Here is a 22,672-nt window from a genome sequence, read left to right as displayed (position 1 = left end):
CCCGCATCGACATGAACAACCTGGTGGGTTTACACACCTAGCCGTGCGCTCATGCCATGCCGCAGAAACGCCGAAGGGCCGCGTTCGGCGGCCCTTCGGTTATTGCGTTGGTGGAGGTGGCGGGAGTTGAACCCGCGTCCGAAGGCGTTTGACGCCCGGCACTACATGCTTAGCTCACCGTTGGGTCTCGTCCGTCGGCAGCACGGTGGGCGAAGCGCGCCGGCGGACCAGCCCGTAAGGTCTGGCCGCTGACCGACGGGCGGCGGTCAGCAGCGATCCCGTGATGGTGACCCTACATCCACGAGCACGGGCACAAGTGGGTTCGGGGCTTAGGCCTTAAGCGGCCAGAGCGTAGACGTCGTCGTTGGCGTCTGATGGTTTGCCGCTGGATTAACGAGGAAAGCAGCCCCCTCGGCATGCACCAAGCCATCGCACTACCCCCGTCGAAGCCGTGACACCCCCGGGGAAAGCTGGATAGGCGAGGCAGTATATGGGGCCGCCGCGCGCGCCATCAAGGCGCGTGCGGACGCGGTCATGCGCGGTTCATTGCACCAGCGGCGAGGCGGCGGCATCCAGTTCGACGCCTTCGAGTTCGGCCTGTCCGGCCAGCACGCGCACGTACTGCGCCAGCGCGCGCGCCTCGCTGCGTTGGCGCAGTTCGGCGGCGATGCGCTCGCGCACGGCCTCGAACGGCAGCTGCTCGCCGGGGATGCGCCGGTCGACGGCGACGATGTGGAAGCCGTGGCGCGTGTTGACCAGTTTCGGCAGCACGCCGATGGTCTCGTCCTCGAACAGTGCGCGTTCGAACTCAGGCACGGTGTCGCCGCGGCCGAGCTGGCCGAGCACGCCGCCCTGGGCGCCGGAAGGGCAGTTGGACCGGGTGCGCGCGCGCTCTTCGAACAATTCCGGTTTGGCGCGCAGCTCGGCCAGCATCGCCTCGGCCAGCGCGCGCACCGCCGGCACCGGCGTGCCCGCCGTCACCTGGAACAGGATGTGCCGCGCGTGCACCAGCTCGCCGCTGCGGTAGCGCTGCTTGTTCTGTTCGTAGTAGCGCCGGCATTCGTCCTCGCCGGGTTCGGGCACGCGCACTTCCTCGGCGAGCGTGCGTTCGATGCCGCGCTCGACGTCTTCGGCGGATGCGCCCTCGTCGAGCAGGCCGCGCGCGACCGCGCGCTGGCGCAACAGCTCGTGCACCGCGGCGAGCTGCGGGGTCGGCCAGTCCTGCTCGGCGACGGCGACGCCGTTGACGCGGACGCTCATGCGCGCACCTCGCGCTTGCGCGTGCGCACGATCTGGTACGGACGGAACAGGTAGGCGACGGCGCCGGCGCCACTCCAGATGTGCACCATGCGCGTGAACGGCGACACCAGGAAGATGGTGAAGCCGAGCAGGATGTGCAGGCGGTACACCCACGGCACGTTGACCAGCAGCGCGGCGACGCCGCTCTTGAAGGTGACGATGCCCTTCACGTAATCGGTCAGCAGCTCGAACATCGCGCCGTCCATGTGCCGCGCCGACAGCGGCACGGTCAGCAGGCCGAGCAACAGCTGCAGCCACAGCATCAGCACGATGGCGATGTCCCACTTGCGGCTGTTGCGGCGGATGCGCGGGTCGGCCAGGCGGCGATGGATCAGGATGCTGAGGCCGATGATCGCGATCAGCCCGGCGATGCCGCCGCCGACCATCGCCAGCAACTGGTGCTGGGACGGGCTGAGCGCCCAGTCTACCGCCCAATGCGGGGCGAGGAAGCCGAGGAAGTGGCCGATCACTACCACCAGGATGCCGTAGTGGAACAGGTTCGAGCCGAGCCGAAGCTGGCCGGCGCGCAGCATCTGCGAGGAGTCGCTCTTCCAGGTGTACGGCTCGCGGTCGAAGCGCACCAGGCTGCCGAGCAGCAGCACCGCCAGGCACAGGTACGGGTAGATCCCGAACAGGAACAGGTGCAGGTCGTAGGATACGTTCATGGCAGTGTCTCCTGCGCTGACGCGGCGTTGCGGCGCCGTCCTCAGGATGCGCGCCGCGGGGGACGCGGGTCGTCGGGCATGGGCGCTTCGAAGGCGGGGCGCTCTTCCCAGGTGCGGTCGATGTCCTCGGGCGGCGGCGTCGGCGCGTCGGGGTCGAGGCCGGGCGCGTCGGCCAGCGCCAGCAGCGCCGCCGGCACCGCCGCGTAGCGGCTGCCGCGGCGCAGCAGGGTGTTGCCGAGCGCGCGCAGGATGTGCGCGCAGTCGCCCAGCATCTCCCGCATCTCGGCCTCGTCGCGGCAGCTCAGGTATTCGAGCAGCACGGGCAGGTGATCGGGCAACTCGCCGCCGCGCGGCTCCAGCCCGGCATCGAGGTAGCGCTGGCGCAGCTCCAGCATCGCCGGGCCGCGCTCGCGGCCGTCGCCGTGCACGTGCTCGAACAGGTTCAGCGAGGTGGTGCGGCCGCGGTCGAACAGGTCGACGTAGCGCGTTTCCGCCTCCAGCGCGTCCAGGCCGGCGATCTCCTCGGCCAGCGCGACCAGATCGTCGCGCGCCGCTGCGTCCAGCGCGGACGCGCCACGCACCGCCGCGGCGATCTCCGGCAGCGCGGCGCGCAGCTCGGCGTCCGGGTAGGCGAGCAGGGCGGACAGCGCGCGCAGCAGGGTGGCGTGGTCGGCGCGCACGTCAGTCCTCGTCCAGCATGCGGATCGGGATGATCTTGCGCCGGCCCATGCGCCCGCCGAACAGGCTGGACGTGGTCTCGACGCCGTCGCAACTGTTGCCGAAGGAAAAGCCGCAGCCGCCGCGCAGCGCGTAGGCGTTCTCCGCCTGCTCGCGGTGCGCGGTGGGGATGACGAAGCGGTCCTCGTAGTTGGCGATGGCGAGGTAGCGGTGCATGTCGGCGGCGGTGGTCGCGTCCAGGCCGACCCGCTGCAGCAGCGCCGGGTCCTGCGGCTCGCCGAGCTGGCGCGCGCGGAACCAGGCGCGCATCGCCAGCATGCGCTTCAACGCGCTGGTCACCGGCGCCTCGTTGCCGGCGGTGAGCAGGTTGGCGAGATAGCGCACCGGGATGCGCAGCGAATCGACGTCCGGCAGGCCGCCGGCGTCGGCGATCGCGCCGGCGTTGGCGTGCGACTGGATCGGCGACAGCGGCGGCACGTACCACACCATCGGCAGGGTGCGGTACTCGGGGTGCAGCGGGAAGGCGATCTTCCACTCCACCGCCATCTTGTAGGTCGGCGAGCGGCGCGCCGCCTCCAGCCACGCCTCCGGCACGCCGTCGGCCAGCGCCTGGCGCTGCACCTCGGGATCGTTCGGGTCGAGGAACACGTCGAGCTGCGCCTGGTAGAGGTCGTGCGGGTTCTCCACCGAGGCCGCCTCGGCGATGCGGTCGGCGTCGTACAGCAGCACGCCGAGGTAGCGGATGCGGCCGACGCAGGTCTCCGAGCACACCGTCGGCATGCCCGCCTCGATGCGCGGGTAGCAGAACGTGCATTTCTCGGCCTTGCCGGTGGTCCAGTTGTAGTAGATCTTCTTGTACGGGCAGCCGGAGACGCACATGCGCCAGCCGCGGCACTTGTCCTGGTCGATCAGGACGATGCCGTCCTCCTCGCGCTTGTAGATCGAGCCGGACGGGCACGACGCCACGCAGGTCGGATTGAGGCAGTGCTCGCACAGTCTCGGCAGGTACATCATGAAGGTGTTTTCGAACTGCCCGTAGATGTCCTTCTGCACCGCCTCGAAGTTGTAGTCGGCGCTGCGCTTGTCGAACTCGCCGCCGAGGATCTCCTCCCAGTTCGGGCCCCATTCGACCTTGTCCATGGTGCGGCCGCTGACCAGCGAGATCGGCCGTGCCACCGGCGCGGTCGGCAGCTCCGGCGCGGTCTGCAGGTTCTCGTAGTCGAAGGTGAACGGCTCGTAGTAATCGTCGATCTCGGGCAGGTGCGGGTTGGCGAAGATCTTCGCCAGGATGGCGAAGCGCCCGCCCTGTTTCGGCACCAGTCTGCCGTCGGCCTTGCGCACCCAGCCGCCGCGCCAGCGTTCCTGGTTCTCCCAGTCCTTGGGATAGCCGATGCCGGGCTTGGTCTCGACGTTGTTGAACCAGGCGTACTCCATGCCCTTGCGCGAGGTCCACACGTTCTTGCAGGTGACCGAGCAGGTGTGGCAGCCGATGCACTTGTCGAGGTTCAGCACCATCGCGATCTGCGCGCGGATTTTCATCTGGATTCCCTCCTCACGCCCGGTGGGCGTGCAGCTGCGCCTCGCGGGCCGCGCGCTGGGCGCGGTCCATCCAGTCCACCTTCGCCATCTTGCGCACGATCACGAACTCGTCGCGGTTGGAGCCGACGGTGCCGTAGTAGTTGAAGCCGTAGGACAGCTGCGCGTAGCCGCCGATCATGTGCGTCGGCTTGATCACCGCGCGCGTGACCGAGTTGTGGATGCCGCCGCGCATGCCGGTGATCTCCGAGCCCGGCACGTTCACGATCTTCTCCTGCGCGTGGTACATCAGGCACATGCCCTCGTGCACGCGCTGGCTGACCACGGCGCGCGCGGTCAACGCGCCGTTGACGTTGTACAGCTCGATCCAGTCGTTGTCGGCGATGCCGGCGCGCCTGGCGTCGACCTCGGAGATCCACACGATCGGACCGCCGCGCGACAGCGTCAGCATGATCAGGTTGTCGGTGTAGGTGGAGTGGATGCCCCACTTCTGGTGCGGCGTGATGAAGTTCAGCACGATCTCCGGATGGCCGTTGCCGCGCTTGCCGGCCAGCGGCGCCACCGTGCGCGTGTCGATCGGCGGGCGGTACAGCGCGAAGCCTTCGCCGAAATCGCGCAGCCACGGGTGGTCCTGGTAGAACTGCTGGCGGCCGCTGAGCGTGCGCCACGGGATCAGCTCGTGCACGTTGGTATAGCCGGCGTTGTAGCTGACGTGCTCGCTCTCGATGCCTGACCAGGTGGGCGAACTGATGATCTTGCGCGGTTGCGCCTGGATGTCGCGGAAGCGGATCTTCTCGTCCTCGCGCGCGCGGGCGAGGTGGGTGTGGTCGCGGCCGGTGATCTTCGACAGCGCCGCCCAGGCCTTCACCGCCACGTGCCCGTTGGTTTCCGGCGCGAGGTGCAGGATCACTTCGGCCGCGTCGATGTCGCTGTCGATGCGCGGGCGGCCCTTGGCCGGGCCGTCGGCGACGGTGTAGTTCAGTTCGGCCAGGCCGTGCACTTCCTCCTCGGTGTTCCAGGCGATGCCCTTGCCGCCGTTGCCGAGCTTGTCCAGCAGCGGACCGAGCGCGGTGAAGCGCGCGTAGGTGGCGGGGTAGTCGCGCTCGACCAGGGTGATGTTCGGCGCGGTCACGCCGGGCACGAGGTCGCATTCGCCCTTTTTCCAGTCGCGTACCTCGAAGGGCTGCGCGATCTCGCCGGGGGTGTCGTGCAGGATCGGCGTCAGCACCACGTCGCGCTCGACGCCGAGGTGGCCCGGCGCGAGTTCGGAAAAGCGCTTGGCAATCGCCTTGAAGATCTCCCAGTCGCTCTTCGATTCGTACACCGGGTCCACCGCCGCCGACAGCGGATGTATGAACGGGTGCATGTCGGAGGTGTTGAGGTCGTTCTTCTCGTACCAGGACGCGGTCGGCAGCACCACGTCGGAGTACAGGCACGAGGTCGACATGCGGAAGTCGAGGGTGACGACGAGGTCGAGCTTGCCCTCCGGCGCAGGCGTATGCCAGGCGACTTCCTCCGGCTTGTGCCCGCCGTCCTCGCCGAGGTCCTTGCCCTGCAGGCCGTGGCGCGTGCCGAGGAAATGGCGCAGGAAGTATTCGTGGCCCTTGCCGGAGGAGCCGAACAGGTTGGAGCGCCAGATGAACAGGTTGCGCGGGAAGTTGGCCGGGTTGTCGGGGTCCTCGCAGGCCAGACGCAGGTCGCCGGACTTCAGCGCGGTGACCACGTAATCCTTCGGGTTCATGCCGGAACGCTCGGCCGCGCGCGCCACCTCCAGCGGATTGCGGCCGAGCTGCGGCGCCGACGGCAGCCAGCCCATGCGCTCGGCGCGCACGTTGCAGTCGATCAGCGCGCGGCCGTACTTGCCGCGCGGCGCCAGCGGCGACAGCAATTCGTCGACGTCGAGCTTCTCGTAGCGCCACTGGTCGGAGTGCGCGTAGAAGAACGAGGTGCCGTTCATCTGCCGCGGCGGGCGCACCCAGTCCAGCGCGAAGGCCAGCACGGTCCAGCCGGTCTGCGGGCGCAGCTTCTCCTGGCCGACGTAATGCGCCCAGCCGCCGCCGGAGATGCCGACGGTGCCGCACAGCATCAGGATGTTGATGATGCTGCGGTAGTTCATGTCCTGGTGGAACCAGTGGTTCATGCCCGCACCGATGATCACCATCGAGCGGCCGCGGGTCTTCTCCGCATTGGACGCGAACGCGCGGGCGACGGCGATCGCCTGCTCGGCGGGCACGCCGGTGATCGCCTGCTGCCAGGCCGGCGTGTACGGCACGTCGTCGGCGTAGCTGGCGGCGCAGCCGCCGCCGAGGCCGCGGTCGAGGCCGTAGTGCGCGCACAGCAGGTCGAAGGCGGTGGCGACCATCACTTCGCCGCCGCGCGTCTGCAGCTTGCGCGCCGGCACGCGGCGCAGCAGCACGTCGCCGTCCTGGTCGTTGTGCGGGAAATGCGCGTGCGGGGTGCCGCCGAAGTAGGGGAAGGCCACGTCCAGCACGTCGTCGCGGCGGTCGATCTGGGTCAGCGCCAGTGCGATCTCGCGGCCGTCGGGACTCTTCTGTTCGAGGTTCCACTTGCCGTGGTCGGCGCTGTCCTTGCCGGGCCAGCGGAAGCCGATCGAGCCGTGCGGCACCACCGGCTTGCCGTCGGCGTCGAAGCCGACCGTCTTCCATTCGGCGCGCTCGGGGCTGCCGAGCGCGTCGGCGAAGTCGCTGGCGCGCAGGTAGCGGTCCGGCACCCAGCGCGCGCCGTCGCGGCGCAGCGTCACCAGCAGCGGCAGGTCGGTGTAGCGGCGGCAGTAGTCCTGGAAGTACTCCGCCTGGCGGTCGAGGAAGAATTCGCGCAGGATCACGTGGCCCATCGCCATCGCCAGCGCGGCGTCGGTGCCCTGCTTGGGGTGCAGCCAGAGATCGGAGAGCTTGGCGACCTCGGAGTAGTCCGGTGTGATCGCCACGACCTGCGTGCCGTTGTAGCGCGCCTCGACGAAGAAGTGCGCGTCGGGCGTGCGCGTCTGCGGCACGTTCGAACCCCAGGCGATGATGTAGCCGGAGTTGTACCAGTCGGCGGATTCCGGCACGTCGGTCTGCTCGCCCCAGGTCTGCGGGCTGGACGGCGGCAGGTCGCAGTACCAGTCGTAGAACGACAGCAGGGTGCCGCCGATCAGGCTCAGGTAGCGCGCGCCGGAGGCGTAGGACACCATCGACATCGCCGGGATCGGCGAGAAGCCGACCACGCGGTCCGGGCCGTGCTGCTTGACCGTGTGCACGTTGGCGGCGGCGATGATCTCCAGCGCCTCGTCCCAGCGCACGCGGGCGAAGCCGCCGAGGCCGCGCGCGGCCTTGTAGTCCTTCGCCGCCGGGTCGGCGCAGATCGCCGCCCACGCCTCGACCGGCTGCATGGTCTTGCGCGCCTCGCGCCAGCGGCGCAGCAGGTGGCCGCGCACCATCGGGTACTTCAGGCGGTTGGCGCTGTACAGGTACCAGGAGTACGAGGCGCCGCGCGAGCAGCCGCGCGGCTCGTGGTTGGGCATGCCGGCGCGTGTGCGCGGGTAGTCGGTCTGCTGCGTCTCCCAGGTGACCACGCCGCCCTTGACGTAGATCTTCCAGCTGCACGAGCCGGTGCAGTTCACGCCGTGCGTGGAGCGCACGATCTTGTCGTGCTGCCAGCGGTTGCGGTAGCCGTCCTCCCATTGGCGGTTCTCCGTCCGCAGCTCGCCGTGGCCGCCCGCGAAGGCCTCGCGCGGTTGGGAGAAATAACGCAGCCGGTCGAGAAAGTGACTCATGGCGTGCCTCCGTGTCGGTGCGGCGCGAGCCGCTCAGGACTCCTTCGAGGCCTGGCGGCCGTGGAAATCCACGCGCCGCACCTCGGTGAAGTAGATCAGGATCAGCGAAACCCAGACGATGCCGTACAGCAGCATGAAGGCGCTGGAGCGGATGCCGAGCAGGTCGAGCAGGGCGCCCCACAGGATCGGCAGCAGGAAGCCGCCGAGGCCGCCGGCGAGGCCGACGATGCCGGTCACCACGCCGAGCGTCTCCGGAAAGTCGTCGCCGAGATACTTGAAAGTGGACGCCATGCCGAAGGCCATCACCACGCCCAGCGCGAACAGCAGCGGCGCGAACATCCACACGTTCAGGCCGATGTGGAAGGAAACCGGTCCGCGGATCGTCTCCACGACCAGTTGGGTCTGCGGGTAGGACAGCAGGAACAGCAGGATCCACGCCACCCACAGCACCCACCAGGTCAGCGCGTGCGCGCCGAAGCGGTCGGACAGCGCGCCGCCGAGCGCGCGCAGCACGCCGGCGGGCAGCGAGAAACTGGCGGCAAGCGCCGAGGCCGCGGCGATGCCGAGGCCGTATTCGCCGACGAAATACTGCGGCATCCACAGCGACAGCGCGGTGAAGCCGCCGAAGGCCAGGGAGTAGTACTGGCAGTACTTCCAGACGCGCGGATCGCGCAGCACGCGCAACTGTTCGGCGAGCGTGGGCGTGCGCCTGGCGCCGACACCCGGATCCGGCGCCGACAGCAGCCAGAAGACGCCGGCGGTGACGAGCAGCGCCACCGCATAGGCCCGCGGCACGGCGCGCCAGCCCCACGCGACGGAGATCGCCGGGGCGACGAACATGTTCAGCGCGGCGCCGCTGGTGCCGGCGCCGAAGAAGCCCATGGCGAAGCCGCGGCGGTTGGCGGGGAAGAAGCGGGCGACGTAGGGCGTGCCCACCGCGAAGGAAGCGCCCACCGCGCCCAGGAACAGGCCGACGGTGAGGAACTGCCAGAGCTGGCCCGCATAGGACACCAGCCACACCGGCACGGCCGCCGCCAGCAGCAGGATGGTCATCACGATGCGGCCGCCGTAACGGTCGGTCCATATGCCCAGCGGCAGGCGCAGCGCCGCGCCGCTGAGAACGGGCGTGGCAGTGAGCAGGCCGAATTCGGTGGCGTTGAGACCGAGCTCGCGGCGTATCGGGATGCCGATGACGCCGAACACCAGCCAGACGGCGAAGCAAACGACGAACGCGAACGTGCTGACGAATAGCACGCGATAGGCCTTGCCCATGGCCACTCCCCCTCTGACAGGGTGCATCATCGGGAGCGTGCCGTGCCGCGGCGGCGCGGCGCGCTCCCCCTCGTCGACCACGGCAGCATACTCACGCCCGCCGGGGCTGGCTACCGGCGGCGCGGTGACGGGATGTCGCAGGGCGGGTTCAGGCTTCGCGGTTGTGCGCGCGCATCGCGCGCTGCTTCTCGCGCGCCCAGTCGCGTTCCTTCTCGGTCTCGCGCTTGTCGTGCGCCTGCTTGCCGCGGGCGAGGCCGAGTTCCAGCTTGACGCGGTTGTTCTTCCAGTACATCGCCAGCGGGATCAGGGTGTAGCCCTTGCGCTCGACGGCGCCGACCAGCTTGTCGATCTCGGCGCGGTGCAGCAGCAGCTTGCGCGTGCGCCGGTCCTCGGCGACGACGTGGGTGGAGGCGGTGATCAGCGGCGGAATCGAGGCGCCGAACAGGTAGATCTCGCCGCCTTTCACCAGCGCGTAGGCGTCGCCGAGGTTGATGCGGCCCTGGCGCAGGCTCTTCACTTCCCAGCCCTGCAGCGCGATGCCGGCTTCGAAGCGCTCGTCGATGTGGTACTCGTGGCGCGCGCGCTTGTTCAGCGCGATCGTGCTCGAGCCGGCCTTGTCGGCGTCTTTCTTCTTGGTCATGTCCGTTAGAATCGCGCATCCGCCCGCCGGGCAGGCACGACGTACCTCGCAGAGTGATCCAGATCCGCCGCAGCGCCCTGGTGCGCCACACGCCGGCGCAGATGTTCGAGCTGGTCAACGACGTGGAAGCATATCCGAAGCGCTTCCCGTGGTGCGCCGCCGCACAGGTGCTGGCGCGCGGCGACGCCGAGCTGACCGCGCGCCTCGACCTGCGCTTCGCCGGCATGGTGCAGAGCTTCACCACGCGCAACGCCCTGTCGCCGCCCGAACGCATCGAGATGCGTTTCGTCGAAGGCCCGTTCCGCACGCTGGAGGGCGCGTGGACGTTCCTGGCGCTGGGCGAGGCCGGCTGCAAGATCGCCCTGGCGCTCGACTTCGACTATGCCGGCAAGCTGGCCGCGCCGGCGTTGCGGCTGGGCTTCCAGGGCCTGGCCGACCGCATGGTCGACGACTTCTGCCGCGCGGCCGCGCGCACCTATGCCTGAGACGATCGCCGTCGAGGTGGTCTACGCGGAGCCCGGACAGGCGTTCCGGCGACGCCTGACGCTGCCCGCGGGGACGACGGCGATGCAGGCGATCGAGGCCTCCGGCCTGCGCGCCGCGCATCCCGGGCTGGCGATCGATCCGCAGCGGATCGGCATCTTCGCCCGCCATGCCGCGGCGGACACGCCGTTGCGCGACGGCGACCGCGTGGAGGTGTACCGGCCGCTGCGCGTCGATCCGAAGGAAGCGCGGCGGCGGCGCGTCAACCGCCCTGGTCCGGCGGATTCGTCCCGCCGCTGACGCCCACGCCGGACTTCTGGTCCTTGCGCTTCTCGTCGGGGTATTCGTTCTTGTACTTCTTGCTCTCCTGCAGGAGCTCCTGGGAGTCCTCGGGGAAGAAGTCGCCCTCGGTGCGCACCAGGGCGTCGTTCTGGAAGTACAGGGTCAGCGTGCGCGCCTTCTGCGGGCGGCCGCGTTTCTGCAGGGTGGAGACGTAATCCCAGCGGTTCTGCTCGAACGGGCTGGTGACCGACGGCGAGCCGAGCAGCAGCAGCACCTGGCGCTTGGTCATGCCCGGCTTCAGCTCGGCGACGTTCTTCTTGTCCAGCAGGTTGCCCTGCTGCACGTCCGGCTTGTAGACCAGGCCGCAGCCGACGAGGGCGGTGGCCAGCAGGGCGGAACCGAGCGCGCGGAAGAGCGTTTGCATGCCGATCGTAGTCCGGTCTGGGGAACGCCGGATGATACACTATCCGGCGCTACGAGCCGGGTACGAGGAGGTGCGACGATGGAATCCCAGGACCTGCGCAAGGCGGGGCTGAAGGTCACCCATCCGCGCATGCGGATCCTGGAGATCCTGGAAGCCTCGCAGTCCCGGCACATGACCGCCGAGGACATCTACAAGCAGCTGCTGTCGCACGAGGAAGACATCGGCCTGGCGACGGTCTACCGCGTGCTGACGCAGTTCGAAACCGCCGGCTTGGTGACCAAGCACAACTTCGAGGGCGGCCAGGCGGTGTTCGAACTCGACCGCGGCAAGCACCACGACCACATGATCGACATCGAGTCCGGCCGCGTGATCGAGTTCGTCAACGAGGAGATCGAGCGCCTGCAGCGCGAGATCGCCGACAAGCACGGCTACGTGCTGGAAGAGCACAGCCTGGTGCTGTACGTGCGGCCGAAGAAGAAGACGGGGAAGTGACGGCGGGAAATCCGCATTGAGCCGCGAAGGCACGTCCTTGTGCCCCCGTGGCACCGGGCCTTGCGGCCCGGCCCGCGCACCGGCGCTTCCTGCGGCGGACGCGGTTTCGGCTGGATCCTTTGCCGACAGACGGCCGGCATCCTGCAGCCCAACGGCGTAGGGCGTACTAGGCCGCACCTGCCGGCGGTGCGGCGCCCCCTTCTCCCCGCGGCGAAGACTAGAGGGCGTCGACGGACGGCGCCATAGGAATTTTTCCTATATGGCCCCGACCGAGGGCGCGGCGCTCGCGCCGCGGTTTCAGGCCGCTTCCGTTTCGGCCTCGGCGGGGGCGCCCGACGCCTCCGCCTCGCGCGCGGGCAGGCGCAACAGCACGCGCAGGCGGGTGCCGGCCGGCCCGGTGCGGATGCGGATGGCGCCGTCCAGCGCCAGCACGCGGTCGCGCATGCCCTGCAAGCCGTAGCGGCCGGCGCCCGGCGGGGCGTCGGGCAGGCCGATGCCGTCGTCGCTGAGGTCCAGCAGCACCACCGTGCGGCCGCCATGCGGCCCGACCCGCATGCGCAGCACGAAGGAGCGCGCGCGGGCGTGGCGGACGGTGTTGGTGGCGGCTTCCTGCACGATGCGGTAGATCGCCGTGCGGGTGTCGTCGTCGATCGGCGTCGGATCGCCTCGCAACTGCGCGGTGTAGGCGATGCCGGCGGTCGCCAGCATGTCGCGCACCGGCCCCTCGGCCAGCGCACGGTACAGCCCGAACTCGTCCAGCACCGACGGCCGCAGCGTGTTCAGCAGGCTGCGCACGGTGCGCCGCATGGTGGCGAGGATGTCGTTGATCGAAGTCGCCACGTCGCTGAGGCCGGCGGCGTGCAGGCGCTCGTGGGCCAGCTTCACGCGGGTCTGGATCGCCGTCAGGTTCTGTCCCAGCTCGTCGTGCAGTTCGGCGGCGAGGCTGCGGCGTTCCTCCTCCTCGAGGCGCAGGTTGCGGCGGGCGACCTCGCGCAGGCTCTGCGCGAGCTGGTCGAGGCGCACGTTGGTGCCCTCCAGCCGCGCGTTCTGCAGGGCGAGGCGCTCGCCGCTGGCGCGCAACGCCTCGATCGCCGCGCCGAGCAGCAGCGAGGCGGCGCCGGCGACGGCGAGGAACATCTGCGCCTCCACCGGCGCGTCGGCGCGCTGCGCCATGCCGGCGCCGGCGGTCACCGCGATGCTGGCGGCCAGCATCGCCAGCGCCGCGCCGCGCACGCCGTGGCGGAAGGCGAAGTAGACGACCGGCACCAGCATCAGCGTGCGCGCGTACTGCGCCAGCGAAGGCTCGGTGTCGGCCAGCGCGAACAGCAGCGCGATCGATGGCAGCAGCAGCAGCAGCGCGTGCCGCAGCAGGGAGCGGAGCTGGGACCTCGTCGGCCGCGCGCGCAGCAGCAGGATCATCAGCGGCACCAGCAGCATGATGCCCAGGTAGTCGCCCAGCGAGAAGGTCAGCAGCGTGTAGGTGAGCGGGGTGTCGTCCTTGATGCCCACCACCTGCAGCACCACCGCATTGGCCGCGGTGACGGCGACGGCCGCCAGCAGGGCGCCGACCAGCAGATGCACCACGTCCTCGGGATCGTCCAGCCGCGTCCGCGGCCAGGCGCCGCGCAGCGCCCGCACCACCACGGCGCAGACCAGCACGTGCGGGAACGTGTCGAGCACGAAACCGAGCGGCCCCAGCCAAGGGATGCCGGCGTTCATCAGCGCGAACGTCGCCCACTCGCCGGCGAACACGAACGGCCAGTAGCGGTAAGGCGCCAGCAGCAGCACGCCGAAGCGCAGGCCGGCGGGCAGGAACCAGTAGAGTTCCGACATGCGCCACAGCAGCCACCAGCCGCCGCCGTAGCCGGCGGCCAGCGCGAGTCCGCGCATGGCGAACAGCAACCTCGGTCGCATCCAGCCCCCTCCCTCGGCGATCCGGCTGCACGGCGCGCCACGGCGCGCTAAAGTGCGCGGATGTACAGCATCGTACTGGTGGACGATCATGCCATCGTCCGGGAAGGCTTCAAGCACCTGATCGAGCGCGAGCCCGATCTGGACGTGGTCGCCGAGTGCCGTTCCGCCGAGGAGGCGCTGGAGACCGTCACCGCCGCGGCCCCGGACCTGGTGGCGCTGGACCTGTCGCTGCCGGACGGCGGCGGCCTGCCGCTGATCGAGCACCTGCGCAGCGCCACGCCGCGCACGCGGGTGGTGGTGCTGAGCATGCACGACAGCGAGCCCTACGTGTCCGAGGCGTTGCGCCGCGGCGCGCACGGCTACGTCACCAAGGGCGCCGCGCCGGAAGAGCTGGTGGCCGGCCTGCGCGCGGTGCTGGACGGCGAGCGCTTCCTCAGCTCCGACCTGGCGCAGGTGCGCGCGCAGGCGGGGCAGGGCGAACCGGAGCCGCTGCGCCGCCTGACCCTGCGCGAACGCGACGTGTTCCTGCTGCTGGCGCGCGGCCTGACCGCCAAGCAGGCGGCCGCCGAGCTCGGCATCGGCCAGAAGACCGTCTACATCCACCGCGCCAGCCTGATGGCCAAGCTGGAAGCGGGGTCGGAGCTGGAACTTTTCCGCCTGGCCGTGACCCACGGCCTGATCGACGGCTGAGTCGCCGCTCAGCCGGCCTGCGCGCGTTCCAGCATCTGCCTGGCGTGGGCGCGGGTCTCGCGGGTGATCTCGACGCCGCCCAGCATGCGCGCCAGTTCGTCGCGGCGGCCGGCGGCATCCAGCGCCGCGATGCGCGTGCGGGTGGCGCCGCCCTCGCTGTGCTTGCTGACGCTGAGGTGGGCGTGGCCTTGCGCCGCCACCTGCGGCAGGTGGGTGACGCACAGCACCTGACGTTCGCCGCCCAGCGCGCGCAGCTTCTGCCCGACCACTTCGGCGACGGCGCCGCCGATGCCGGCGTCGACCTCGTCGAACACCATCGTGGCGATGGCGTCGAGGCCGAGCGTGGCGACCTCGATGGCCAGGCTGATGCGCGCCAGCTCGCCGCCCGAGGCGACCTTGCGCAGCGCGCGCGGCGGCTGTCCCGGATTGGCGCTGACCAGGAACTCGCAGCGTTCGCGGCCCTGCGGGTCGGGCGCGTCGCCCGCCGCCGGTTCCAGGGTCACCTCGAAGCGGCCGCCGGCCATGCCCAGTTCCCCCATCAGCGCGCCGACCGCCTCGCCGAGGCGCTTGGCGGCCGCGCCGCGGCCCCTGGACAGCTCGGCCGCGGCGGCCGCGTAGGCCTGCTCGCAGCGCGCGCGTTCCGCCCGCAACTCCTCCAGCGCGGCGCCGGCGCCCTCCAGTTCCTCCAGTTCGGCGCGCAGCGCCGCCGCCTTGGCGTGCAGTTCGGGCATGGCGACGCGGTGGCGGCGGGCGAGGTCGTGCAGGCGGGCGAGATGGGTTTCGATCTCGGCATAGCGGTCCGGATCGAGCTCGAGTTCCTGCGCATAGCGCGTCAGCGCCGCGCCGGCCTCGCCCAGTTGCACGTCGGCGGCATCCAGCGCCTCGATCAGCGGCTGCAGACGCGCGTCGAGTCCGGCCAGCCGTTCCAGTTCGCCGCGGGCGCGGCCGAGCAGGCGGCGCAGGGCGAATTCGCCGTCGCCGTCGATCATCTCGCCGACGCCGGCGCTGCCCTCGACCAGCCGCCCGGCATGGGCCAGGCGCTTGTGCGCGGCCTCCAGTTCGGCCAGCTCGGCCGGCGGCAGCGCCCAGCGCTCGAGTTCGCCCAGCTCGTGGCGCAGCAGGGCGAGGCGGGCGTCGCGATCCTCGCCGCCGCTCAGCCTGCGCATGCGCGCGTCGATGTCGCGCCAGCGCTGCGCCTGCGCGCGCACCTCCGCCGCCGCCGCGCCGAGTTCGCCGAAGGCGTCCAGCAGCTCGAGCTGATGCGCGCGCGACAGCAGCGCCTGGTGCTCGTGCTGGCCGTGGATTTCCACCAGCAGCTCGGCCAGTTCGGCGAGCTGCGCCAGGCTGACCGGGCGGCCGTTGATCCAGGCCCGCGAGCTGCCTTCGCTGCGGATCACGCGGCGCAGGCGGCAGACGTCGCCGTCGTCGAGTTCCTCGCGCTCCAACCAGGCGCGCGCGGCGGGCAGGGCGGCGAGGTCGAATTCGGCGGCCAGCTCGGCGCGCTCGCAGCCGGCGCGCACCATGCCGGCGTCGGCGCGCGCGCCGGACAGCAGCAGCAGCGCGTCGACCAGCAGCGACTTGCCGGCGCCGGTTTCGCCGGTGACCACGGTCAGGCCGGGGCCGAAGGCGATTTCGGCCTCTTCGACCACCGCGAGGTTCTTGACGTAGAGCTGCGCGAGCATGGCGTCCCTGGACACCGGCGCAGGGCCGGGCGCGCCATTCTAGCGTTGGACGGCGCTGCCGCATGAGGACCCCGCGCGGCCGGCCGAGGGACTTGGAAATCCGGCGACGGGGCCTTATTGACCGTGCTGCGGCCGCTTGTTAGCGTCGCCGCGGCTTTTGCCGCCGCAGGAATCATGACTCTGTTGTCCGGCCACTCCCTCGATCCGCGCGCGCGCCAGTTGCTGCGCACCCTGATCGCGCAGTATCTCGCCGAAGGGCAGCCGGTCGGCTCGCGCACCCTGGCCCGTTCCTCCGGGCTGGACGTCAGCCCGGCGACCATTCGCAACGTGATGGCCGACCTCGAGGAACTCGGGCTGATCGCCTCGCCGCACACTTCCGCCGGCCGCGTGCCGACCGTGCAGGGCCTGCGCGTGTTCGTCGACAGCCTGATCGAGCTGAAGCCGCTGGCGCGCGAGGAGATGGAGCACCTGGAGCGCGAGTTCGCGCGCGAGGCCGGCAACACCCGCGATCTGCTCGGCGGCGTCTCCTCGCTGCTCTCCGCCGTCACCCATTTCGCCGGCGTGGTGACCGTGCCGCGCGGCGACGACTTCCCGCTGCGGCACATCGATTTCGTCGCGCTGGACGGCCAGCGCATCCTGGTGATCCTGGTGTTCGCCGACGGCCAGGTGCAGAACCGCGTGCTGCAACTGCAGCGGCGGCTGGCCCCCGGCGAGCTGGAGCAGGCCGCCAACTATCTCAACGCCCAGTACGCCGGCCTGCGCATCGACGAGATCCGCGCGCGCCTGCTGGGCGAGCTGCGCGCCGCCGGCAGCGAGCTGAACCGCCTGCTCAGCGCGGCGATGGAGGTGGCGGCGGGCGCGTTCGCGCCGGCCGCCGAGGCCGACGTGCTGGTCAGCGGCCAGACCAACCTGATGGGCTACCAGGAGCTGTCCGACCTCGACCGCCTGCGCGAACTGTTCGAGGCGTTCCAGCGCAAGCGCGACCTGTTGGCGCTCTTGGAGAACTGCGCGCGTGCCCCCGGCGTGCGGCTGTTCATCGGCGAGGAGTCCGGCTTCGCGGCGCTGGACGGCTGCACCGTAGTGACGGCGCCCTACGGCGCCGGCGGTCGCGTGCTGGGCGCCCTGGGGGTGATCGGACCGACGCGGATGGCTTACGATCGCGTGATTCCGGTGGTGCAAGCCACCGCGCGGTTGCTGTCCGACGCCTTGAATCGCGTCGTGCCGACCCAATAACCCGCCGCGGAGGGCGGGATTTTCCGCATGAATCGCGATGCTGCGGCAGGGGCCGCCGGCATCGTTTTGACCGCAGGGAGTGACGATGGAAGAGACCAAGCCGACCACGCCGCCGGAGGTCGACCGCGCGTCAGCGGCCGGCGACCAGGTGCTGGCCGACACCGACGCGCTGGTGCAGAAGCTCGGCGAGTACGAGGCCAAGCTCGCCGAGATGCGCGACACCGTGCTGCGCGAGCGCGCCGAGATCGAGAACCAGCGCCGCCGCCTGCAGCGCGACCTCGAGCAGGCGCGTCGCTTCGCCAACGAGAGGCTGCTGTCCGACCTGCTGCCGGTGTGCGACAGCCTGGAGCGCGGCCTGGCCGCCGAGGGCGCCGACGCCGCCGCGCTGCGCGAAGGCATGGAGCTGACCCTGAAGGCGCTGGTCAAGGTCGCCGAGAGCAACGGCCTCAAGGCCGTCGATCCGCTCGGCCAGGCGTTCGATCCGGAGCTGCACCAGGCGATGAGCATGGTCGACGGCAACGGCCAGGCGCCGGGCACCGTGGTGGCGGTGCTGCAAAAGGGCTACGTGCTGAACGACCGCCTGCTGCGCCCGGCGCTGGTGGCGGTGGCGAAAACGCCGGAAGGCGCTTGAGATAAGGGGCCGCGGGCCCCAGTTTGCGAATCAGCGCGGCCGCGGGGGCCGCATCGGAATTTCGGAGCAATCCCATGGGCAAGATCATCGGTATCGACCTCGGCACCACGAACTCGTGCGTGGCGATCATGGAGGGTTCGTCGGTGCGCGTCATCGAGAACGCGGAGGGCGACCGCACCACGCCTTCGATCGTCGCGTTCAGCAAGGACGGCGAGGTGCTGGTCGGCGCGCCGGCCAAGCGCCAGGCGGTGACCAACCCGAAGAACACCTTCTATGCGGTGAAGCGCCTGATCGGCCGCAAGTTCACCGACGCCGAGGTGAAGAAGGACCTCGACCTGGTGCCGTACCAGATCCTCGCCCACGACAACGGCGACGCCTGGGTGGCGACCGCCGACGGCAAGAAGATGGCGCCGCCGGAGATTTCCGCGAAGGTGCTGATGAAGATGAAGAAGACCGCCGAGGACTATCTCGGCGAGCCGGTCACCGAGGCGGTGATCACGGTACCGGCCTACTTCAACGACAGCCAGCGCCAGGCCACCAAGGACGCCGGCAAGATCGCCGGCCTCGAGGTCAAGCGCATCATCAACGAGCCGACCGCGGCCGCGCTGGCCTATGGCCTCGACAAGAAGGGCGGCGACCGCAAGATCGCCGTCTACGACCTCGGCGGCGGCACCTTCGACATCTCGATCATCGAGATCGCGGAGGTCGACGGCGAGAAGCAATTCGAAGTGCTGGCCACCAACGGCGACACCTTCCTCGGCGGCGAGGACTTCGACAAGCGCGTGATCGATTATCTGGTCGAGGAGTTCAAGAAGGACCAGGGCGTCGACCTGAAGAACGACCCGCTGGCGCTGCAGCGCCTGAAGGACGCGGCCGAGCGCGCCAAGATCGAGCTGTCCAGCGCGCACCAGACCGAGGTGAACCTGCCGTACATCACGGCCGATGCCTCCGGTCCGAAGCACCTCAACATCAAGCTGACCCGCGCCAAGCTGGAGGCGCTGGTCGAGGATCTGGTCAGGAAGACCATCGAGCCCTGCCGCATCGCGCTGAACGACGCCGGCCTGCGCGTGTCCGACGTCGACGAGGTGATCCTGGTCGGCGGCATGACGCGCATGCCCAAGGTGCAGGAGGCGGTGAAGGACTTCTTCGGCAAGGAGCCGCGCAAGGACGTCAACCCCGACGAGGCGGTGGCGATCGGCGCGGCGATCCAGGGCGCGGTGCTGGCGGGCGACGTCAAGGACGTGCTGCTGCTCGACGTGACCCCGCTGTCGCTGGGCATCGAGACCCTGGGCGGCGTGTTCACCAAGATCATCGAGAAGAACACCACGATCCCGACGCGCGCCTCGCAGGTGTTCTCCACCGCCGACGACAACCAGACCGCGGTCACCGTGCACGTGCTGCAGGGCGAGCGCGAGCAGGCCCGCTTCAACAAGTCGCTGGCCAAGTTCGACCTGGCCGGCATCGAGCCGGCGCCGCGCGGCGTGCCGCAGATCGAGGTCAGCTTCGACATCGACGCCAACGGCATCCTGCACGTCTCCGCCAAGGACAAGAAGACCGGCAAGGAGCAGAAGGTCGAGATCAAGGCCGGTTCCGGCCTGACCGAGGAAGAGAAGGAGCGGATGATCCGCGACGCCGAGGCGCATCGCGAGGAGGACCGCAAGTTCCACGAGCTGGTCGGCGCGCGCAACAAGGCCGACGCCACCGTGCACGCCGCGCGCAGCGCGCTGAAGGAGCACGGCGGCAAGGTGCCGTCCGAGCAGATCGCCCGCATCGAGGAGGCGCTGGCCGACCTCGAGAAGGTGATGAAGGGCGACGACAAGGCCGCCATCGAGGCCAAGACCGCCGCGCTCGAGCAGGCCGCGCAGTCGCTGTTCGCGGCGGCTGCGGCCGGTTTCCAGGGCGCCGAGGCGGGCGCGCAGGCCGGCGCCGGCCCGTCCAAGACGGACGACGTGGTCGATGCCGAATTCACCGAAGTCAAGGACGACAAGAAGTAATCAGGATTGGGGGAGATGGGAGCGGGAAACGGGGAGTAGGGAGTAGGCTTGGCGATTCGGCCGGTTGCTCCGCTCTTTCCGAGCCACGAACCTTGCGCCGTACCCACTCCCCGCTTCCGGCTCCCGACTCCCATCTTTCATGACCAAGCGCTGCTACTACGAAGTCCTGGGCGTGGAGCGTTCGGCCACCGAGGATGAACTGAAGAAGGCGTATCGCCGCCTGACCATGAAGTTCCATCCGGACCGCAATCCGGACGACCCGCACGCCAAGGAAAAATTCGTCGAGGTCAAGCAGGCCTACGAAATCCTCTCCGACCCGCAGAAGCGCGCGCTGTACGACCGCCACGGCCATGCCGCGTTCGAGCACGGCGGCGCGGGCGGCGCGGGCTTCGCCGACGTCGGCGACATCTTCGGCGACATCTTCTCCGACATCTTCGGCATGGGCGGCGGCGGGCGCCGCCGCGCTGCGCGCGGCGCCGACCTGCGCTACGTGCTGGAGCTCGATCTCGAGGAAGCCGTCGCCGGCGTCGAGAAGCAGATCGAGGTGCCGACCCTGGTCGGCTGCCACCATTGCAACGGCACCGGTTCGGCCGACGGCAAGACGGCGGTCTGCCCGACCTGCCGCGGCCACGGCCGCGTGCGCATGCAGAACGGCATCTTCTCGGTGCAGCAGACCTGTCCGCACTGCGGCGGCGTCGGCCGCGTGATCGAGACGCCTTGCAGGAAATGCGACGGCGAGGGCCGCCTGCACGAGGAGCGCACGCTGTCGGTGCGCATTCCCGCCGGCGTCGACAACGGCGACCGCATCCGCCTGACCGGGCAGGGCGAGGCCGGACCCGCCGGCGCCGCCCCAGGCGACCTCTACGTCGAGGTGCGCGTGCGTCCGCACCCGATCTTCCAGCGCGAGGGCGACGATCTCTACTGCGAGGTGCCGATTCGCTTCGCGCAGGCCGCGCTGGGCGCCGAACTGTGCGTGCCGACGCTGGACGGCGAGACGAGGATCACCGTGCCGCCGGAGACGCAGACCGGCCAGATGTTCCGCCTGCGCGGCAAGGGCGTGCGTTCCGTGCGCAGCGGCCGCACCGGCGACCTGCTCTGTCGCGTGGTGGTGGAAACGCCGGTGCGCCTGACCCGCGCGCAGCGCGAGCTGCTCGAGCAGTTCGAGGCCACCTTCGCCGACGCCGAGGAATGCGCGGCGCACAGCCCGCGCACCAGTTCCTGGCTGGACGGCGTCAAGCAGTTCTGGGCGCGGATGACGGCGTGAGGGGGGAAGGGGAGGTTTGAACACGTGGCTGACGTCATGGCCGCCAAAGCGGGCATGACGGCCCGCTCCGCTCCTCCATCGCCTTCGCCCCGCCTCCGTCCCCGCTTCCTAACCCCTGCTCCCTGCTTCCGCCCCCCTCTCCGCCCTCGGCAAATCCGCCGCATCGCGCTACGCTCGGCTTTTTCCGCAAGGAGCCGGGCACCGTGACGTCTCCCATCCGACTCGCCATCAACGGCGCCTCCGGGCGCATGGGTCGCGTCCTGCTCGATCTCGCGCGCGGCGATGCGCGCTTCGCGCTGCGCGCCGCCGTGGTCGGGGCCGGCGCGGAACCGGTCGGCGCGCCGGTCGGCGGCGTCGAGGCGCCCGGCGCGCTGCGCTACAGCGCCGGCTGGGCCGAGGCGCCGCCGCTGGACGTGGTGGTCGACTTCAGCACGCCCGCGGGGCTGGCCGCCGCGCTCGATCACTGCGAGTCGCACGGCATCGCGCTGGTGGCCGGCACCACCGGCCTCGACGCGGCGCTGGAACAGCGCCTGCAGCGCGCGGCGGGGCGCATCGCCGTGCTGCGTTCGGCCAACTTCAGCCTCGGCGTGGCGGTGCTGACGCGCCTGCTGCGGCAGGCGGCGGCGGCGCTGCCCGGGTGGGATCTGGAAATCCTCGAGGCGCACCACAACCGCAAGGAGGACGCGCCTTCCGGCACCGCGCTGGCGCTCGGCCGCGCCGCCGCCGCCGCGCGCGGCACCACGCTCGAAGCCGAGGCCGTGTATGCGCGCGAGGGCCGGCCGGGCGCGCGCCGCGCCGGCAGCATCGGCTTCGCCGCGGTGCGCGGCGGCGACATCGTCGGCGAGCACACCGCGCTGCTGGCCGGTCCGGGCGAGCGCCTGGAGCTCACCCATCGCGCCACCGACCGCGCGATCTTCGCGCGCGGCGCGCTGGCCGCGGCGGCGTGGCTGGCGGGCCGCGCCGCCGGCGCCTACACGCTGGACGACGTGCTGATGGCCGACGCATGAGCGCGGCGCCGCGCACGCTCGGCACCATCGCCGCGGTGCTGGCCGGCCGCGCGGCGCCGTACACGCGGCCGGGCACGTTCAGCGCGATCGCCAAGCGCCCGGTCGCGGGGCGCGTCGAGGCCGGTCCGGAAGGGTTGGGCATCGACGAGCAGGGCGACCGCCGCGTGCACGGCGGCGTCGACAAGGCGCTGCACCACTACGCATTCGACCACTACGCCGCCTGGCGCGCCGAGCTGGGCGCGCATCCGCTGCTGACGCAGCCGGGCGCCTTCGGCGAGAACCTGTCGACCATCGGTATCACCGAGGCCGACCTCTGCCTCGGCGACCGCCTGCGCTGCGGCGAGGTGCTGCTGGAGGTGTCGCTGGCGCGCCAGCCGTGCTGGAAGCTGTCCGACCGCTTCGGCATCGCGGACATGGCGCGGCGCGTGCAGGACAGCGGCCGCACCGGCTGGTACTACCGCGTGCTGCAGGGCGGCACGCTCGGCGCGGGCGACGCGCTGGTGCTGCTCGAGCGCCCGCATCCGGCGTGGACGCTGGCGCGGCTGCTCGATCTGCTCTACCGCGACACGCTGGACCGCGACGCGCTGCGCGGCGCGCTGGCGCTGCCGCTGGTGCCGTCGTGGCGCCGGCTGTTCGAACGGCGGCTGGCGCAGGGGCGCGTCGAGGACTGGGGCTCGCGCCTGCGCGGCGACGCCGCGGCCGGCTGAGCGC

At 70.6% G+C, this 22,672-nt stretch carries 20 protein-coding genes and 1 other RNA gene; 10 read left to right on the top strand and 11 right to left on the bottom strand.

The window, feature by feature from the left end; translation table 11 throughout:
- Positions 1-108: 108 nt before the first annotated feature.
- From ssrA to smpB, 8 genes are all read right to left on the bottom strand, one after another.
- Positions 109-462, bottom strand: a transfer-messenger RNA (tmRNA) gene (gene ssrA, locus MBSD_RS12440).
- 81 nt (positions 463-543) lie between these two features.
- Complete coding sequence (locus MBSD_RS12435) at positions 544-1,260, bottom strand: peptidylprolyl isomerase (RefSeq protein ID WP_062537621.1); 717 nt, start codon at positions 1,258-1,260, stop codon at positions 544-546.
- Entirely contained in the window at positions 1,257-1,964 is a 708-nt protein-coding gene (gene narI, locus MBSD_RS12430) for a respiratory nitrate reductase subunit gamma (protein WP_062537620.1), read from the bottom strand. Before narI ends, MBSD_RS12435 begins: the two co-directional genes overlap by 4 nt.
- Before the next feature lie 41 nt (positions 1,965-2,005).
- Positions 2,006-2,644 carry a nitrate reductase molybdenum cofactor assembly chaperone gene (gene narJ, locus MBSD_RS12425; protein ID WP_201797496.1) on the bottom strand — a complete coding sequence of 213 codons (639 nt, stop codon included), beginning with the start codon at positions 2,642-2,644 and terminating at the stop codon, positions 2,006-2,008.
- A gap of 1 nt (position 2,645) precedes the next feature.
- A complete protein-coding gene (gene narH / locus MBSD_RS12420; RefSeq protein ID WP_062537619.1) occupies positions 2,646-4,181 on the bottom strand; it encodes a nitrate reductase subunit beta in 1,536 nt (511 codons plus the stop codon).
- Positions 4,182-4,194: 13 nt separating this feature from the next.
- Positions 4,195-7,953, bottom strand: coding sequence for a nitrate reductase subunit alpha (locus MBSD_RS12415; RefSeq protein ID WP_062537618.1), 3,759 nt, complete (start codon positions 7,951-7,953; stop codon positions 4,195-4,197).
- Positions 7,954-7,986: 33 nt separating this feature from the next.
- A complete protein-coding gene (locus tag MBSD_RS12410) occupies positions 7,987-9,225 on the bottom strand; it encodes an MFS transporter (protein WP_082306656.1) in 1,239 nt (412 codons plus the stop codon).
- Positions 9,226-9,373: 148 nt separating this feature from the next.
- Entirely contained in the window at positions 9,374-9,865 is a 492-nt protein-coding gene (gene smpB / locus MBSD_RS12405; RefSeq protein ID WP_062537617.1) for an SsrA-binding protein SmpB, read from the bottom strand.
- A gap of 53 nt (positions 9,866-9,918) precedes the next feature.
- Between smpB and MBSD_RS12400 the strand changes: the two genes are divergently transcribed.
- Both MBSD_RS12400 and MBSD_RS12395 read left to right on the top strand, forming a co-directional pair.
- A complete protein-coding gene (locus MBSD_RS12400) occupies positions 9,919-10,350 on the top strand; it encodes a type II toxin-antitoxin system RatA family toxin (RefSeq protein ID WP_082306655.1) in 432 nt (143 codons plus the stop codon).
- The gene (locus MBSD_RS12395) at positions 10,343-10,648 is read left to right on the top strand and encodes an RnfH family protein (protein ID WP_062537616.1); all 306 of its coding nucleotides are present in this window, start codon (positions 10,343-10,345) and stop codon (positions 10,646-10,648) included. The genes MBSD_RS12400 and MBSD_RS12395 overlap by 8 nt, the downstream gene beginning before the upstream one ends.
- Here MBSD_RS12395 and MBSD_RS12390 read toward each other — a convergent pair.
- Positions 10,611-11,054, bottom strand: coding sequence for an outer membrane protein assembly factor BamE (locus tag MBSD_RS12390; protein ID WP_062537615.1), 444 nt, complete (start codon positions 11,052-11,054; stop codon positions 10,611-10,613). The genes MBSD_RS12395 and MBSD_RS12390 overlap by 38 nt on opposite strands.
- A gap of 78 nt (positions 11,055-11,132) precedes the next feature.
- Between MBSD_RS12390 and fur the strand changes: the two genes are divergently transcribed.
- Positions 11,133-11,546, top strand: coding sequence for a ferric iron uptake transcriptional regulator (gene fur, locus MBSD_RS12385; protein ID WP_062537614.1), 414 nt, complete (start codon positions 11,133-11,135; stop codon positions 11,544-11,546).
- Between the two features lie 297 nt (positions 11,547-11,843).
- On the opposite strand, the gene MBSD_RS12380 is transcribed toward fur, so the two are convergent.
- Positions 11,844-13,460 (bottom strand): MASE1 domain-containing sensor histidine kinase, encoded by a 1,617-nt coding sequence (locus MBSD_RS12380; protein ID WP_082306654.1) that lies wholly within the window; start codon positions 13,458-13,460, stop codon positions 11,844-11,846.
- A 60-nt stretch (positions 13,461-13,520) separates the two neighbouring features.
- Between MBSD_RS12380 and MBSD_RS12375 the strand changes: the two genes are divergently transcribed.
- A complete protein-coding gene (locus MBSD_RS12375) occupies positions 13,521-14,150 on the top strand; it encodes a response regulator transcription factor (RefSeq protein ID WP_062537613.1) in 630 nt (209 codons plus the stop codon).
- Between the two features lie 8 nt (positions 14,151-14,158).
- On the opposite strand, the gene recN is transcribed toward MBSD_RS12375, so the two are convergent.
- The gene (gene recN / locus MBSD_RS12370) at positions 14,159-15,832 is read right to left on the bottom strand and encodes a DNA repair protein RecN (protein ID WP_062537627.1); all 1,674 of its coding nucleotides are present in this window, start codon (positions 15,830-15,832) and stop codon (positions 14,159-14,161) included.
- A gap of 174 nt (positions 15,833-16,006) precedes the next feature.
- Here recN and hrcA point away from each other — a divergent pair, with 174 nt between their 5' ends.
- The 6 genes from hrcA to MBSD_RS12340 all read left to right on the top strand — a co-directional run bounded on the left by hrcA (position 16,007) and on the right by MBSD_RS12340 (position 22,668).
- On the top strand, positions 16,007-17,065 hold the full coding sequence (hrcA, locus tag MBSD_RS12365; protein WP_062537612.1) for a heat-inducible transcriptional repressor HrcA: 1,059 nt from the start codon (positions 16,007-16,009) through the stop codon (positions 17,063-17,065).
- 85 nt (positions 17,066-17,150) lie between these two features.
- Complete coding sequence (gene grpE / locus MBSD_RS12360) at positions 17,151-17,696, top strand: nucleotide exchange factor GrpE (RefSeq protein WP_062537611.1); 546 nt, start codon at positions 17,151-17,153, stop codon at positions 17,694-17,696.
- 74 nt (positions 17,697-17,770) lie between these two features.
- On the top strand, positions 17,771-19,690 hold the full coding sequence (dnaK, locus tag MBSD_RS12355) for a molecular chaperone DnaK (RefSeq protein WP_062537610.1): 1,920 nt from the start codon (positions 17,771-17,773) through the stop codon (positions 19,688-19,690).
- 139 nt (positions 19,691-19,829) lie between these two features.
- The gene (dnaJ, locus tag MBSD_RS12350; RefSeq protein WP_062537609.1) at positions 19,830-20,954 is read left to right on the top strand and encodes a molecular chaperone DnaJ; all 1,125 of its coding nucleotides are present in this window, start codon (positions 19,830-19,832) and stop codon (positions 20,952-20,954) included.
- Positions 20,955-21,157: 203 nt separating this feature from the next.
- Complete coding sequence (gene dapB / locus MBSD_RS12345; RefSeq protein WP_082306653.1) at positions 21,158-21,961, top strand: 4-hydroxy-tetrahydrodipicolinate reductase; 804 nt, start codon at positions 21,158-21,160, stop codon at positions 21,959-21,961.
- The gene (locus tag MBSD_RS12340; protein ID WP_062537607.1) at positions 21,958-22,668 is read left to right on the top strand and encodes an MOSC domain-containing protein; all 711 of its coding nucleotides are present in this window, start codon (positions 21,958-21,960) and stop codon (positions 22,666-22,668) included. The genes dapB and MBSD_RS12340 overlap by 4 nt, the downstream gene beginning before the upstream one ends.
- The last annotated feature ends 4 nt before the right edge of the window (positions 22,669-22,672 follow it).

This window comes from Mizugakiibacter sediminis, from assembly GCF_000953855.2.
GTDB classification, from domain to species: Bacteria; Pseudomonadota; Gammaproteobacteria; order Xanthomonadales; family Rhodanobacteraceae; genus Mizugakiibacter; species Mizugakiibacter sediminis.
This window is presented reverse-complemented; position numbering and strand designations above follow the sequence as displayed.